We start from the raw sequence: 13,283 nt of genomic DNA, 5'->3' as shown, positions 1-13,283 counted from the left end.
TCTTAGCAAGTAAGAGTATGGCACGCAGGGACACCGTGCGTCGGAGAGAATCAGACGAGGAGGCGCGATGACAGACACCACGACCGGCCCGCGAGGCGACGGCGCCGCGGCCGGCGGCGCGCACGACGACCCCCTCCGCCGCGACGTGGTCGCCTCGATGCAGCGCCTGACGACCGAGTCGCAGCGCGTCGCCCAGTCGTTCGCCGGGCAGCAGGGCCTCGGCCACATCGACCTCGAGGCGCTGCTGCACGTGATGCAGGCCGAGCAGCGCGGCGACCCCGTGACGTCGGGCCGGCTCGGCGACCTGCTCGGGGTCACCTCGGGCGCCGCGACCGGGGTCATCGACCGTCTCGAGCGCGCCGGCCACGTGCACCGCAGCCGCGACGACGCCGACCGGCGCCGCGTGCTCGTGCACTACTCGGAGGCCGCCCGCGCGGTCGCCGGTCAGTTCTTCGGACCGCTCGGCCGGCTCAGCGCGACGGTGATGGACCAGTTCGACGCCGCCGAGCTGCGCACCGTCCAGCGGTTCCTCGCCGACATGTCCGTCGCGATGGCCGAGCACGCCCGCAGCACCGGCGACCGCCCGGCCGCCCCCGCCGCGGGCGCCTCTGCGCCGACACCCGACTCCCCGACAGCACCAGGAGCAGCACGATGACCGACTACGTCTCCGGCCTCGACCTCTTCTCGATCGGCATCGGCCCGTCGAGCTCGCACACCGTGGGCCCGATGCGCGCCGCCCGCCTGTTCCTCGAGACGGTGCGCGACGCCGGCCGCCTGGGCGACGTCGCCCGGGTCGAGGTCGTGCTCTACGGCTCGCTCGCCGCCACCGGGCTCGGGCACGGCACCCCGTCGGCCGTGCTCGCCGGTCTCGCGGGCCTCGCGCCCGAGACCGGCGACCCGGCCACGATCTCGCGCATGCAGGAGGCGGTGGAGGCGGGCGGCGGCATCCGCCTGCTGGGCACGCACCAGATCGCCTTCGCCCGCGGCGACCTCCGGATGGCCCCGCTGACGCGCATCCCGCGTCACCCGAACGCGATGGGCCTCGAGGCGCTCGACGCCGCCGGGCAGAGCATCGCGCGCGACACGTTCTTCTCGATCGGCGGCGGCTTCGTCGTGCGCGACGGCGACGACGAGCACGCGGTGCCCGCCCGCGAGGCGCCGCTCGCCTTCCGCGACGCCGACGACCTGCTCCGGCTCTGCGACGCCGAGGGCATCGGCATCGCCGAGCTGGCCTGGCGCAACGAGGTCGCCCTGCACGGCGAGGAGGCGGCGCAGACCGGCCTCGACGCTCGCTGGGCCGCGATGGAGGCGTGCATCGACACCGGCCTCGCCGCCTCCGGCGTCCTGCCCGGCTGGATGAAGGTGCCCCGCCGCGCCCGCCAGGTCGCCGAGCGGCTGCGCCTGCAGGAGGAGCGGGCCGAGCGGTACGCCCTCTCCGGCACCGCGATCGAGCAGGGCCAGGCCTCGTCGCTGCTCACCTCCGACCTGCCCGCCCAGTGGCTGCAGGCCTACGCGATGGCCGTCAACGAGGAGAACGCGGGCGGCGGACGCGTCGTCACCGCGCCGACGAACGGCGCCGCGGGCATCGTGCCGGCCGTGGGCTACTACGCGATGCGGTTCCACGGGGCGACCCGCGCCTCCCTGGCTCGCGACTACCTGCTGACCGCCGCCGCGATCGGCTCCCTCTACAAGCGCAACGCCTCGATCTCGGGCGCCGAGGCCGGCTGCCAGGGCGAGGTCGGCTCGGCCTCGTCGATGGCCGCGGGGGCGCTCACCGGCCTGCTGGGCGGCACGCCGCGCCAGGTCGAGAACGCCGCCGAGATCGCCATGGAGCACCACCTCGGCCTCACCTGCGACCCGGTCGGCGGCTTCGTCCAGGTGCCCTGCATCGAGCGGAACGCCATCGCCGCCGGCACCGCCGTGGCCGCCGCGCGCATGGCCCTGCTGGGCGACGGCAGCCACGTCGTCAGCCTCGACACCGTGATCGAGACGATGCGCCAGACCGGGCGCGACATGGCCGACAGCTACAAGGAGACGAGCCGGGCGGGCCTCGCGGTCAACGTCGTCGAGTGCTGACGGAGGCGCGTCCCTGCGCGGCGAGCCCGATGGCCGAGGAGGCGCGGGCTCTGTCGGACCCCGCCGCTACCGTGGTCGCATGACCCCGCCGCGCCGCCCCTCGTCCCGTTCCGTCGCCAGCGTGGGCGGCGGCACCGACGCCCCGCGGCTCGACCCGCTCGACCCACAGGGCCTCGTCGACATGGGCGCCGACCTGCTGGGGCCGCGCGACCACCGCGAGCTCGAGCGGTTCGTGGACGCCGACCTGGCCGACCGCGACCTCGAGGGCTCGTCCTTCTCCGAGTGCGTGTTCGAGTCCCCCCGGCTCGACGGCGCCCGGCTGCGCGGCACCCGCATCGTCGAGTCGGTGGTCTCCGACTCGTTCGCCCCCGAGCTCTCGTCGGCCCGGGCGACCTGGCGCGACGTCCGCGTCGAGCGGCCGCGCTGGGGCTCGGCCGAGTTGTTCGACGCCTCGTGGCAGTCGGTGCGGATCGTCGGCGGCAAGATCGACTACCTCAACCTCCGAGGCGCCCGGCTCACCGACGTCGTGCTCGAGGGCTGCGTGGTCGGCGAGCTCGACCTGCGGGGGGCCGAGGCGCTGCGCGTCGCGTTCGTCGACTGCCGCGTCGGCACGCTCGACCTCACCGGCGCCTCGCTCGCCCACACCGACCTGCGCACCACCGACCTCGACCGGGTCGACGGGCTCGACGGCCTCCGCGGCGCGACGATCGACCACCTCCAGCTCGCGTCGATGGCGGGCGTGTTCGCCGCGCACCTCGGCGTCGTCGTCGACTGAGCGGATGCCCGGTGGCCTCCGCGGCGGCGGTGCTAGGGTCGCCGTGAGCAACGCGCTCCGGGGTCAGTGCAAATCTGAACCGGCGGTCACAGCCCGCGACCCGGCAGGTCTCCCGAGAGGGAGCGTGCTGGTTGAACCGGTGGAACTCCGGTGCCGACGGTCACAGTCCGGATGAGAGGAAGCGCGGGCCGGGCGTCGTCTCGTGAGAGCGCGCCCAGCTGAGCGACCCTGCGTCGTCCCCCGGAGCCGCCCCTTCCGGACGGAGACCGACATGACCTCGCTGCACCGCACCTCCTCGTGCGCCCCTGACACCACGCCACGGGCCGACGCCTCCGTGGCCGCTGCCTCGACCATGACGGCGGGCCGCTGATGTTCACCGGGCTCGTGGAGGAGGTCGGCGAGGTCGTCCGGATCGACGACGTCGGCGACAGCGTCCGGCTCACCGTCCGCGGACCGCTCGTCGTCGACGACGCGGGGCACGGCGACTCGATCTCGGTCAGCGGCGTGTGCCTCACCGTCGTCGACCGCAGCGAGGGCTCCTTCACCGCCGACGTCATGAAGCAGACGCTCACCGTCAGCACGCTCGCGGGGCTCGGCGCCGGCTCGCCGGTCAACCTCGAGCGCGCCGCGCGGGTGGGCGACCGCCTCGGCGGGCACATCGTCCAGGGCCACGTCGACGGGACGGCGTCCGTCGTCGAGGTCGAGCCGGGCGAGGCCTGGCGCCGTGTCCGGCTGACGCTCGACGACGAGCTGTCGCCGCTGCTGGTCGACAAGGGCTCGGTCACCCTCGACGGGGTCAGCCTCACGGTGAGCGCGATCAGCGAGCCGCACGAGCAGCCCGGCTGGTTCGAGGTCAGCCTCATCCCCGAGACGCTCGCCGCGACGACCCTCGGCGGCGCGGTCGCCGGCAGCCGGGTCAACGTCGAGACCGACGTGGTCGCGCGGCACGTGCGCCGCATGCTCGCCCTCGGGGCGGGGGCGACGTCGTGACCGGCACGGCAGGCGTGGCCGGCGCGGCAGGCGTGGCAGGCGCAGCAGGCGCGGGCGACGCAGCTCGAGCCGACGACGTGGTCGGCGTGCCTCCCGTCACCGACCCGGGTGCCGCGGCCGACACGGCCGAGGCGACGGGCGCCTCCTCGATCGAGGCCGCGCTCGACCACCTGCGCCAGGGGCGTCCCGTCATCGTGGCCGACGACGCGTCGCGCGAGGACGAGGGCGACGTCGTGCTCTCGGCCGAGCTCGCGACGCCCGAGTGGCTGGCCTGGACGGTCCGGGTGTCGTCGGGCTTCGTCTGCGCGCCGATGGCGGCGGAGATCGCGGACGCCCTCGACCTGCCGCCGATGGTGGCCCACAACGAGGACGCGCGCGGCACCGCCTACACGGTCAGCGTCGACGCGTCGGCGGGCGTGACGACGGGCATCAGCGCCTCCGACCGGGCGACGACGCTGCGGGTCCTCGCCGACCCTGCGTCCGTCCGCGACGACCTGCGTCGCCCGGGGCACGTGCTGCCCCTGCGCGCCCGCCCCGGCGGCGTGCGCGAGCGCAACGGGCACACGGAGGCGGCGGTCGACCTGATGCGTGCGGCCGGGCTCCGTCCCGTCGCCGCCATCAGCGAGATCGTCGCCGACGACGGCGAGATGATGCGCTGGCCGGGACTCGTCGCCCTCGGTGCCCGCGACGGCGTGCCTGTCGTGTCGATCGCCCAGCTCGTGGTCTGGCTGGACGAGCACGACCGCCTGGGCTGAGCCCGACTGCGCGACGGCCCGACTGCGGTCACAGTCGCTGCCGACCGTTCACTGCCGGTCCGTCGTCCACCTACCCCACCCGCACCACCCCACCCGAGGAGACACACATGAGCGTCGAGGGCGCCCCCACCGAGATCGACGTCGACGGGACCGGCGTACGCGTCGCGATCGTCGCCGGGACCTGGCACGAGACCATCACCGACGGCCTGCTCGCTGGGGCGCTGGCCACCGTCGAGCGCCTCGGCGCCACAGCAGAGGTGCTGCGCGTGCCCGGCAGCTTCGAGCTGCCCGTGGTCGCGAAGGCCGCGCTCGAGGCCGGTGCCGACGCGGTCGTGGCGCTCGGCGTGATCATCCGGGGCGGCACCCCGCACTTCGAGTACGTCTCCGACGCAGCCACGTCGGGCCTGCTGCGCGTCTCGCTCGACACGGGCAAGCCCGTCGGGTTCGGCGTGCTCACCCTCGACGACGAACAGCAGGGCCTCGACCGCGCCGGCCTGCCCGGCTCGAAGGAGGACAAGGGCGCCGAGGCCGCCCACGCCGCCGTCGCGACGGCCGTCCAGCTCCGGGCGATCGCCGCGGGCGGCTCGGGCCACGTGGCTTAGGGGGCCTGCCTGGCACCACGGTCGGCGAGTGCCGCGAGGGGGGCGTTGAGGGACAGGGGCGGCGTGGGCCCACGCCGTCGCTGTCCCTTCTCCCCTCCGGGGAGCACGTGGACGGGCTTTGCCGGGACCGAGGCGGCGCTCGGCCCGGCGAGCCGGGCCGTGCCGGCTCGGCAGGCCCGGCCCGGCCGGGCCGGGCAAGCCCGGCCGGGCCGGGCAAGCCCGGCAAGCCCGGTCCGGCAAGCCCGGTCCGGCAAGCCCGGTCCGGCAAGCCCGGCCGGTCCGGCCGGCCCGGCTCGGCCGGTCGCGCCTAGAGCACCTCGTCGAAGAAGGCGCGCATCTGGGCCCACGAGCGGCGGTCGGCGACGGCCTGGTACTGGGCGCCGTGCTCGGGGGAGTCGGTGCCGGGCACCGCGAAGGCGTGCATCGCGTCGCTGTAGCTGACGACCTGCCAGTCCGTGGCGCCGGCGGCGCGGAGCTCGTCCTCGAAGGCGACGACGGCGTCGTCGGGGACGACCGGGTCTGCCGTGCCCGTCATGACGAGCAGCGGCGCCGTCACGGCGCCCTCCTCGGCGGGCAGCTGCGTGCCGAGGCCGCCGTGGAACGACGCGACCGCTGCCACGTCGGCGCCCGAGCGGGCGAGCTCGAGGGCGCCCGAGCCGCCGAAGCAGTACCCCATCACGGCGATCCGCGCGGGGTCGACGCCGGGCTCGGACCGCAGCCGCTCGAGGTTGGCCGCGAGGCGTGCGCGGAACGCGGGGACGTCGCCGTACCAGGCACCGGCCTGGGCGCCCGCCTCCTCGGGCCCCGGGCGGACGCCCTGGCCGTAGACGTCCCCGGCGAGGGCGACGTAGCCGAGGCGGGCGAGCATCACGGCTCGCACCTTGACGTGGTCGACGACGCCGAACCAGTCGTGCAGCACGAGCACCGCAGGACGCAGCTCGTCGGGGTCGGCCGAGGCGGCGGCGTCCGGGGTCGCGAGCCAGCCCTCGAGGGGCGTGCCGTCGTCGTCCCAGACGACGTCGCCGCCCCGGACGGTGCCGGTGTCGGGCACCGTGTCGAGCACGGTGCGGAGTTCGGGGGAAAGGTCGGGCAGCAGCTCTGTCGTGGTCACGAGCGCGACGCTACTCCCGGCCCGTGCGGCGAGGACATGCGGAGGCACGGAAGCGAGGACGTGAGGAGGCGACGTCCCGAGGAGGCGCGGGTCAGCCGACCAGGCGCCTCACGGCCTCCTCCACGACGTCGCAGCGCCGCTCGTGCGGGCCGCCGTGCAGGTTCGTCGCCGACGGCGTGACGAACCAGCCGAGGACGACCCCGAACACCATGGTCAACAGCTCGTCGGCGTTCCAGCCGGGCGCGATGTGGCCGGTCTCCTGCGCCTCCTGCACCGCGGCGCGACGCGCCTCGAGCTGGGCGTGGTCGACCACGCCCGGGCTCGGCAACGAGGCGCCCTCGATCTGGCCCCAGAGCAGCATGCGGGCGTCGTCGGGGTGCAGGGCGAGGTGGTCGTAGAGGCGACGTGCCCAGCCGGGCAGGTCGTGGGCGTCGAACGGGATGGCCTGCACCCAGCGGTCGATGCTCTCGCCGAGGACGGCGTCGAAGAGGTCGCGCTTCGTCGAGAAGTGGGCGTACAGCCGCTCCTTGCTCGCCTCGGCCTCGCGCGCGATGGCGTCGATGCGGGCACCGGCGAGGCCGGTGGCGGCGAACTCGCCCCTCGCGGCGGCGAGGATGCGCTCACGGGGCGGGGTCGCACGGCGTTCCATGGCCCGAGTGTAGGGCCGCCCGCGACCGGACGCGACGGTCCGGTCCTCGATCGGCCAGGACCGGCAGCAGCAGCGGCCGCAGCCGCAGCAGCCGACCTACGCGTCCGTCGTGCCCGCAGCGTCGCCGGACGGCGTCGCCGCCCGCGACATCGGCACGTGAGGGATGCCGTCCTCGAGGAACCCGGGGCCGTCGACGACGAACCCGAAGCGCGCGTACCAGCCCTCGAGGTGCGCCTGGGCGTCGAGCCGCACGAGACGCCCGTCGGCGCGGTCGAGCGCGAGGCGCATCAGGTCGGCGGCGAGACCGCGTCCGCGGGCAGCGGTCGCCGTCGCGACCCGCCCGATCCGCAGGGCGTCGGCGTCGGCGCCGTCGTCGGCGTGGTCCACGAGCAGCCGCACGGTGGCGAGCACCTGCTCGTACTCCTCGGCCCAGAGCATCACCGCGTCGGGCTCGACGTCGCGACCGTCGAGCTCGGGGTAGGCGCACTCCTGCTCGACGACGAAGACGTCGACGCGCAGCCGCAGCAGGTCGTAGAGACGCAGCGGGTCGATCAGGGCGACGGGGGAGATGCGGAACTGGACGGTCACCTCACCAGGCTACGGCCCCGGGGCCCGCAGTCGGGTGCGGCGACCGCCGGCCGTCAGCGCGCCGGGACCGCCCGCACGCCGATCGTCTGCACTCGGGGCCGGCCCTCCGGCGTCAGCCGGATCTCGAGGCGCAGCGAGCCGCGTCGGGCGGGCAGGTGCCAGACCCGGTGCGAGGGCACGGACGAGGAGGCGACGGGCACGTCGGGCTCGTCGCGCACGATCGAGGAGGCTCCGGTCGAGGAAGCGCCGGTCGAGGCCTCCTCCGCGTCGACGAGACCGCCGAGCGAGTCGACCGCCTCGGCCCACAGCCGTCGTCGCCGCTCGAGCGGCACGTCGAGCTCGATGTTCTCGCTGAGCAGGCCGGCCGGCACCTCGCCGCCGCGCACGACGGCCTCGACGGCTGCTGCCGCTGCGAGCGTCTCGGGCCACGGTTCCACGACGACCCGCGCCTCCTCGGTGTCGGCCATCATGCCGTCGAGCGCGAGCCCCACGGGCACGGACACCTGGGCGTACGTCGCGTTCTCGAACCCGACGACGCCGAGCCCGGTGGCGGTCTGCCAGCGCATGTGGGCCGAGAACCCGGGGTAGCCGCCGCTGTGCGAGACGACCGTGCCGAGGTCGGGGTAGTGCTCGACGACGAGGCCGAAGCCGTAGCCGGCGGGATGCGCCCCGAGGCCGGGCACGAAGCGCTGCAGCTGCTGCATCTCGCGCCGGGAGGCGCGGCTCAGCACGCCGTCGACGTCGCCGCGGCCCTCGTCGTCGAAGGCCGAGGAGAGCCAGCGCGCCCAGCGGGCGAGGTCGGTGGTGGTGCTGAAGAGGCCGCCGATCGGCGAGAAGGCGCCGGGGCCGGAGAAGGGGAGGGGCTCCCAGCCGTCGTCGCCGCGGCGGTGGCCCACGGCGAGGCCGCCCGAGGCGTCGACGTCGCTCGAGAAGCCCGTCGACCCGAGGCCGAGCGGCTCGAGGACCGTCTGCTCGACGACCTCGCGGTACGGGCGACCCGTGACCGAGGACACGACGCGGCCGAGCAGGGCCCAGCCGAGGTTGGAGTAGGCGAAGGCCGTGCCCGGCACGCTGTCGAAGCGGAGGCCGCCGCGCAGCAGGTCGTCGAGCTCGTCGTCGGTGATCGACTCCTGCCGGTCGCCCCACGGGTCGTCGGTGGGCAGGCCGCCCGACATGGTCATCAGCATGCGCACAGTCGGCACGGGGGAGTCGACGGTCGGCAGCACGACGTCCGCGAAGGCGGGCACGAAGTCCGTGACCGGCGCGTCGAGCACGAGCCGCCCCTCGTCACGCAGCGCCAGCAGCACCACGGCGGTGAAGCTCTTCGTGCACGAGGCGATGCGGTACGCCGTGTGGGGCCCGGGCACGGCACTGCCCGGGGAGCCGTCGAGCGTGCCGCGGCTGCCGTGGTGCGTGACGCCGTCGTGGTCGAAGGTCGCGAAGACCGAGCTCGGCGCCTTCTCGTCGGACTGGCGGGCGTCGAACACGGCGTCCACGCCGGAGGTGCGGGGCGAGCTGGTCATCGTGTCTCTCGTCGGGAGGCGGGTCGCGTCAGGAGGAGGCGCGTCACGAGCCGGGGCTCGTCACGAGTCGGCAGGCGGGGTGCGCCGCATCTTCTCGTAGGCGTCGAGCGCCTCGCGTCGGGACTGCTTCAGGTCGACCATCGGCTCGGGGTAGTCGTCGTCGTCGACCTCGGGCACCCACTCGCGAACGTAGCCGCGGTGCCCGTCGAACTTGCTGGCCTGCAGCTCGGGGTTGAACACCCGGAAGTACGGTGCCGCGTCGGCGCCCGAGCCGGCCGTCCACTGCCAGTTGGCGGGGTTGTTCGCCTCGTCGGCGTCGACGAGGGTGTCCCAGAACCACTGCTCGCCCACGCGCCAGTCGACGAGCAGGTTCTTGACGAGGAAGCTCGCGGTCACCATGCGCACGCGGTTGTGCATCCAGCCCGTCGTCCAGAGCTGGCGCATGCCCGCGTCGACGAGCGGGACGCCGGTCGTGCCCCGCCGCCACCGATCGAGGTCGGCCTCGGGGAGGTCCTCCCACGGGAAGGCGTCGAACTCGGGCCGGTAGTTCTTCGTCGCGAGGTGCGGGTTCGCGAACAGCACGGTGTGGTTGAACTCGCGCCAGACCAGCTCGCGGAGGAACCCCTGCGCCTGCTCGCGGGAGGCGGCGGGCAGGTCGGCCTGCATGCGGTGCCAGACCTGGAACGGGCTGACCTCGCCCCAGCGGAGGCGGGGCGACAGCCGGCTCGTCGCCTCCTGCGAGGGGAAGTCCCGTTGGTCGTAGTCGGCGAGGTGCCCGGTCGCGAACTCCTCGAGGACGTCGAGGGCGGCGGACTCGCCCGGCGTCCACGTCTCACGGAGGCCGGCGGCCCAGTCGGGCTGCGTGGGCAGCAGCTGCCAGGAGTCGAGGTCGTCGCTGGCGGGGAGAGCGTCGGGCGCCGTGAGCCGCTCGGGCGCGGGGAGCGGCTCCCGCGGCTCGGGCCGGCTGAGGCACGCGCGCCAGAACGGGGTGAAGACCTTGAACGGCTCGCCCGAGCCGGTCTGCACCGTCCACGGCTCGAACATCAGCGAGCCCTGGAAGCTGTGGGCGTCGACGCCGTCGTCGTGCAGCGCCGACTTGAGGGCCGCGTCGACCTCGCGGGCGGCGAGGCCGTAGCGGCGGTTCCAGGACACGGCACCGGCGCCGGTCTCGGCGACGAGCGCGGGCACCTCCGTGGCCGCCGCGCCCCGGCGCAGCGTCAGCGAGGCGCCGAGCTCGCGGAGGTCGTGGTCGAGCGACGCGAGGCTGTGGTGCAGCCACCAGCGAGCGGCGCCGCCGAGCGCCCTGATGCCCGGCGACTGCTCGTCGAGCAGGTAGAGCACGACCACGGGGCCGCCGCGCGTGACCGCGGCGTCGAGCGCGGGGTTGTCCGCGATCCGGAGGTCGTCGCGCAGCCAGACGATCGTCGGGCTGGTGGTCGAGGAGGCGGTGCTCACGCGGTGCCGTCCGTCCCGGGCGCCGGCACGGCGCCCTCGTCGTCGGGTGCCGGCTCGTCGTCGGACGACCCGGCACGCAGCCGGGTGCAGAGGTCGGTGAGGGCCACGAGCTCGTCGTGGTCGAGGCTGCCGCCGACCCGCTCGGCGATCGCGGCGGCGTGGCTGACCGCGGTGCGGCGGTAGAGCGCCGACCCCTCGTCGGTCATCGACACGATGATGCCGCGGCCGTCGCCCGGGTCGCTGTGCTTCGCGACGATCCCGCGCGAGGCGAGACGGTCGACGAGCCGGCTGATGCTCGGCTGCGTGAGGAGGAGGTGACGCGTGAGGTCACGGATGCGTGCGCTGCGGCCGGGCTGGTTCGACAGGTTGAAGAGCACGTCGTACTCGTTGAACGAGATCTCGTCGGTGGGGAAGCGCGCGTTCAGCTCGCGCATCACCGTGACCTGTGCCCGGAAGAGCGACTCCCAGGCCCCGACGGCCACCGCTGTGTCGCTCATGCTGCTCCTCGTGCTCTCGGTCCTCTCGAGAGTCTAGGGAAGACGGCCGACACGGGGCCGACGGAGGGCAGGGAGCCCGTCGCGCGTCCGGGAACGACAGAAGGCCGGTCGCTGAGCGACCGGCCTTCATTCCCTTGCACCAGAGTTGTCCTGCAATCACATCCTGCCTCGGCCGCCACAGCAAACGACCTCGACCCGCTCACGATATAACGGCCAGGTAACGGTCGTCTAGTTATCGAAACGTTATTTTCCTGGGAACTCTCCGCGAGCGCCCGCGACACGATCGTCCCCCGGCCGCGTACCCCGATCGGGCGACCGGTCGGAGCCGCCTAGAAGAGGTCGGGCGAGGGGGTCGACGCGTGGCGGATCGACACGTCGGCGTGCCGGTCGAACCGGTAGCCGGCGCCGCGCACGGTGCGGACGACGTCCTCGAACGCGCCGAGCTTCGCGCGGAGGCGACGCACGTGGACGTCGATGGTGCGCTCGTTCGGCACCTCGTCGTCGCCGTCGGCCCAGAGCCCCCCGATCAGCTCGGAGCGCTCGATCGTGCGGCCCTCGCGGAGCACGAGGTACTGCAGCAGCTCGAACTCCTTGTACGTGAGGTTGGCGGCCTCGCCGTCGAGCAGCACGCGCTTGCGCGAGATGTCGACGACCACGCCGCCGCGGGCCCCGGGCTCCTCGTCCACCTCGGCGGCCTGGCGACGGGCGGCGACGGCCGACGGGTCCTGCAGGGCGAGACGGACGACGTCGACGTCGCGACCGCCGGCGCCGGTGGGCGCGATGGCGACCGCGGCGTGCGTCTCGGCGGCCGGGGCGATCTGGGCGACGAGCGCCTTGATCTGCGCCACGATGTCGCCGAGCTCGGTGCCGGTCTGGGCGGCGGTGACCTCGTCGATGCCGACGTAGAGGGCGAAGCCGCGGGCCTCGGTGCCCTCGGGCAGCGAGCGGGTCCGGGGCGCAGCCGGCTCAGCGGGTGCGGGTGCGGTCGCAGCAGCGGCGGCAGCAGCTGCGGTCCGGCTCAGCGGAGCCGCGGTCGAGGAGGTGCGGGCCGGCGAGACGGTGCGGGCTGTGGTGACGGGGCGGTCGAGGATGAGGGACATGACAGGCGGGGTCCTTGCGGGAGGGCGGCAGGACGACTCCCCGCCCGGCGGCGGCCAGGGGCAGGAGCGTCGTGCTCGATGTGTGTCGGTGCTCGATCCCGCCGGCGATGGTGCCGTGCGTCACGAGCAGTCGGTGCGGTGCACCGTCCGGACGCGCGTCGGGTGACGACGCGGATCGTCCGGGAGTCGATGACTCGACGTCCGGGTGGGGACGTGAGCTCAGCTGGCGGTGTCAGCAGCTGCGACTCGGCGAGGTGTGTGGCCGGGTCAGGCACACATTCGACACATGACCGCGTGCATCGGCATCATGATGCCGGCGCTCCCGAAGGCCTCGAGGGAGGTCGGAGCGTGCACGGGGGAAGTCATGGAGCGATTCTCGGCCAGGGGCCGGACGCGTGTCAAGGTGACACGACGGAGCGCCCGATCCGTGCGCACGCCGCGAGGGCGTGGCCGGATCGGGCGCTCGGGTCGAGCTGGGCGGGGCAGGGTCGCTCAGGCGAGGCCGTAGAGGCGGTCGCCCGCGTCGCCCAGCCCGGGCACGATGTAGCCGTTCTCGTCGAGCTTCTCGTCGACGGCGCCGAGGACGACGTGCACGTCGCGTCCCTCCATCGCGGCCTCGACGGCCGCGAGGCCCTCGGGCGCAGCGAGGATGCAGACGGCGGTGACGTCGACCGCGCCGCGGTCGAGCAGGTAGTCGATCGCGGCGATGAGCGAGCCGCCCGTCGCGAGCATCGGGTCGAGCACGAAGCACTGGCGGTTCGACAGGTCGTCGGGCAGGCGCTCGGCGTACGTCGTCGGCTGCAGCGTCTCCTCGTCGCGGACCATGCCGAGGAACCCGACCTCGGCGGTCGGGACGAGCTTCGTCATGCCCTCGAGCATGCCGAGGCCGGCGCGCAGGATCGGCACGACCAGCGGGCGCGGCTGGCTGATCTCGAGGCCGGTGGCAGGGCCGACCGGAGTCTCGATGTCGACGGGGGACGTCCGCACGTCACGGGTCGCCTCGTAGGCGAGCAGCGTGACGAGCTCCTCGGTCAGGGCCCGGAAGGTCGGCGACGGCGTGTTCTTGTCGCGGAGCACGGTCAGCTTGTGGGTGATGAGGGGGTGGTCCGCTACGTGCACTCGCATAGGCTCCACGGTAGCGGAGTCGACCGGCCCGCGAGTC

The 13,283-nt window shown here is 74.3% G+C and carries 13 protein-coding genes, 1 pseudogene and 1 riboswitch; of the genes and pseudogenes, 6 read left to right on the top strand and 8 right to left on the bottom strand.

Going from position 1 to position 13,283, the window contains the following annotated elements:
* Window positions 1–67: 67 nt before the first annotated feature.
* From IFT77_RS05390 to ribH, 6 genes and pseudogenes are all read left to right on the top strand, one after another.
* A complete protein-coding gene (locus tag IFT77_RS05390) occupies window positions 68–655 on the top strand; it encodes a MarR family winged helix-turn-helix transcriptional regulator (protein ID WP_192169373.1) in 588 nt (195 codons plus the stop codon).
* Entirely contained in the window at window positions 652–2,076 is a 1,425-nt protein-coding gene (locus IFT77_RS05385) for an L-serine ammonia-lyase (protein ID WP_192042209.1), read from the top strand. Before IFT77_RS05390 ends, IFT77_RS05385 begins: the two co-directional genes overlap by 4 nt.
* A 79-nt stretch (window positions 2,077–2,155) precedes the next feature.
* Window positions 2,156–2,851, top strand: coding sequence for a pentapeptide repeat-containing protein (locus IFT77_RS05380; RefSeq protein WP_192042208.1), 696 nt, complete (start codon window positions 2,156–2,158; stop codon window positions 2,849–2,851).
* 50 nt (window positions 2,852–2,901) lie between these two features.
* A riboswitch (FMN riboswitch) is annotated at window positions 2,902–3,038 on the top strand.
* A gap of 182 nt (window positions 3,039–3,220) precedes the next feature.
* Window positions 3,221–3,841: a riboflavin synthase gene (locus tag IFT77_RS05375; RefSeq protein ID WP_192169372.1), complete on the top strand. Its 621-nt coding sequence runs from the start codon at window positions 3,221–3,223 to the stop codon at window positions 3,839–3,841.
* A gap of 86 nt (window positions 3,842–3,927) precedes the next feature.
* Window positions 3,928–4,584 (top strand): annotated as a pseudogene (gene ribB / locus IFT77_RS05370) (3,4-dihydroxy-2-butanone-4-phosphate synthase); the annotation flags it as partial.
* Window positions 4,585–4,703: 119 nt separating this feature from the next.
* Entirely contained in the window at window positions 4,704–5,198 is a 495-nt protein-coding gene (ribH, locus tag IFT77_RS05365) for a 6,7-dimethyl-8-ribityllumazine synthase (protein ID WP_192042206.1), read from the top strand.
* Window positions 5,199–5,505: 307 nt separating this feature from the next.
* On the opposite strand, the gene IFT77_RS05360 is transcribed toward ribH, so the two are convergent.
* The 8 genes from IFT77_RS05360 to upp all read right to left on the bottom strand — a co-directional run bounded on the left by IFT77_RS05360 (window position 5,506) and on the right by upp (window position 13,246).
* Window positions 5,506–6,309 carry a dienelactone hydrolase family protein gene (locus IFT77_RS05360; RefSeq protein WP_192169371.1) on the bottom strand — a complete coding sequence of 268 codons (804 nt, stop codon included), beginning with the start codon at window positions 6,307–6,309 and terminating at the stop codon, window positions 5,506–5,508.
* Window positions 6,310–6,400: 91 nt separating this feature from the next.
* Window positions 6,401–6,958 (bottom strand): TetR family transcriptional regulator, encoded by a 558-nt coding sequence (locus IFT77_RS05355; protein ID WP_123546741.1) that lies wholly within the window; start codon window positions 6,956–6,958, stop codon window positions 6,401–6,403.
* Between the two features lie 96 nt (window positions 6,959–7,054).
* The gene (locus IFT77_RS05350) at window positions 7,055–7,546 is read right to left on the bottom strand and encodes a GNAT family N-acetyltransferase (protein WP_192169370.1); all 492 of its coding nucleotides are present in this window, start codon (window positions 7,544–7,546) and stop codon (window positions 7,055–7,057) included.
* A gap of 53 nt (window positions 7,547–7,599) precedes the next feature.
* On the bottom strand, window positions 7,600–9,069 hold the full coding sequence (locus IFT77_RS05345) for a serine hydrolase (RefSeq protein ID WP_192169369.1): 1,470 nt from the start codon (window positions 9,067–9,069) through the stop codon (window positions 7,600–7,602).
* A 60-nt stretch (window positions 9,070–9,129) separates the two neighbouring features.
* Window positions 9,130–10,524, bottom strand: coding sequence for an FAD-binding domain-containing protein (locus tag IFT77_RS05340; protein ID WP_192042202.1), 1,395 nt, complete (start codon window positions 10,522–10,524; stop codon window positions 9,130–9,132).
* Window positions 10,521–11,021 carry a MarR family winged helix-turn-helix transcriptional regulator gene (locus tag IFT77_RS05335; protein ID WP_192169368.1) on the bottom strand — a complete coding sequence of 167 codons (501 nt, stop codon included), beginning with the start codon at window positions 11,019–11,021 and terminating at the stop codon, window positions 10,521–10,523. The genes IFT77_RS05340 and IFT77_RS05335 overlap by 4 nt, the downstream gene beginning before the upstream one ends.
* 329 nt (window positions 11,022–11,350) lie before the next feature.
* Complete coding sequence (locus IFT77_RS05330) at window positions 11,351–12,121, bottom strand: winged helix-turn-helix domain-containing protein (RefSeq protein WP_192169367.1); 771 nt, start codon at window positions 12,119–12,121, stop codon at window positions 11,351–11,353.
* Window positions 12,122–12,613: 492 nt separating this feature from the next.
* Complete coding sequence (gene upp / locus IFT77_RS05325; protein ID WP_192042199.1) at window positions 12,614–13,246, bottom strand: uracil phosphoribosyltransferase; 633 nt, start codon at window positions 13,244–13,246, stop codon at window positions 12,614–12,616.
* Between the last annotated feature and the right edge of the window lie 37 nt (window positions 13,247–13,283).

It is taken from the genome of Frigoribacterium sp. CFBP 13729, from assembly GCF_014841875.1.
Classification (GTDB): domain Bacteria; phylum Actinomycetota; class Actinomycetes; order Actinomycetales; family Microbacteriaceae; genus Frigoribacterium.
The sequence above is the reverse complement of the archived record's forward strand: the minus strand, read 5'-3'. Positions and strand labels throughout refer to the sequence as shown.

Bases quoted from the DNA above. Each gene is read 5' to 3' on its own strand.
- IFT77_RS05390 (WP_192169373.1), top strand. From the start codon at position 68: ATGACAGACACCACGACCGGCCCGCGAGGCGACGGCGCCGCGGCCGGC.
- IFT77_RS05385 (WP_192042209.1), top strand. From the start codon at position 652: ATGACCGACTACGTCTCCGGCCTCGACCTCTTCTCGATCGGCATCGGC.
- IFT77_RS05380 (WP_192042208.1), top strand. From the start codon at position 2,156: ATGACCCCGCCGCGCCGCCCCTCGTCCCGTTCCGTCGCCAGCGTGGGC.
- IFT77_RS05375 (WP_192169372.1), top strand. From the start codon at position 3,221: ATGTTCACCGGGCTCGTGGAGGAGGTCGGCGAGGTCGTCCGGATCGAC.
- ribH (WP_192042206.1), top strand. From the start codon at position 4,704: ATGAGCGTCGAGGGCGCCCCCACCGAGATCGACGTCGACGGGACCGGC.
- IFT77_RS05355 (WP_123546741.1), bottom strand. From the start codon at position 6,958: ATGGAACGCCGTGCGACCCCGCCCCGTGAGCGCATCCTCGCCGCCGCG.
- IFT77_RS05345 (WP_192169369.1), bottom strand. From the start codon at position 9,069: ATGACCAGCTCGCCCCGCACCTCCGGCGTGGACGCCGTGTTCGACGCC.
- IFT77_RS05335 (WP_192169368.1), bottom strand. From the start codon at position 11,021: ATGAGCGACACAGCGGTGGCCGTCGGGGCCTGGGAGTCGCTCTTCCGG.
- IFT77_RS05330 (WP_192169367.1), bottom strand. From the start codon at position 12,121: ATGTCCCTCATCCTCGACCGCCCCGTCACCACAGCCCGCACCGTCTCG.
- upp (WP_192042199.1), bottom strand. From the start codon at position 13,246: ATGCGAGTGCACGTAGCGGACCACCCCCTCATCACCCACAAGCTGACC.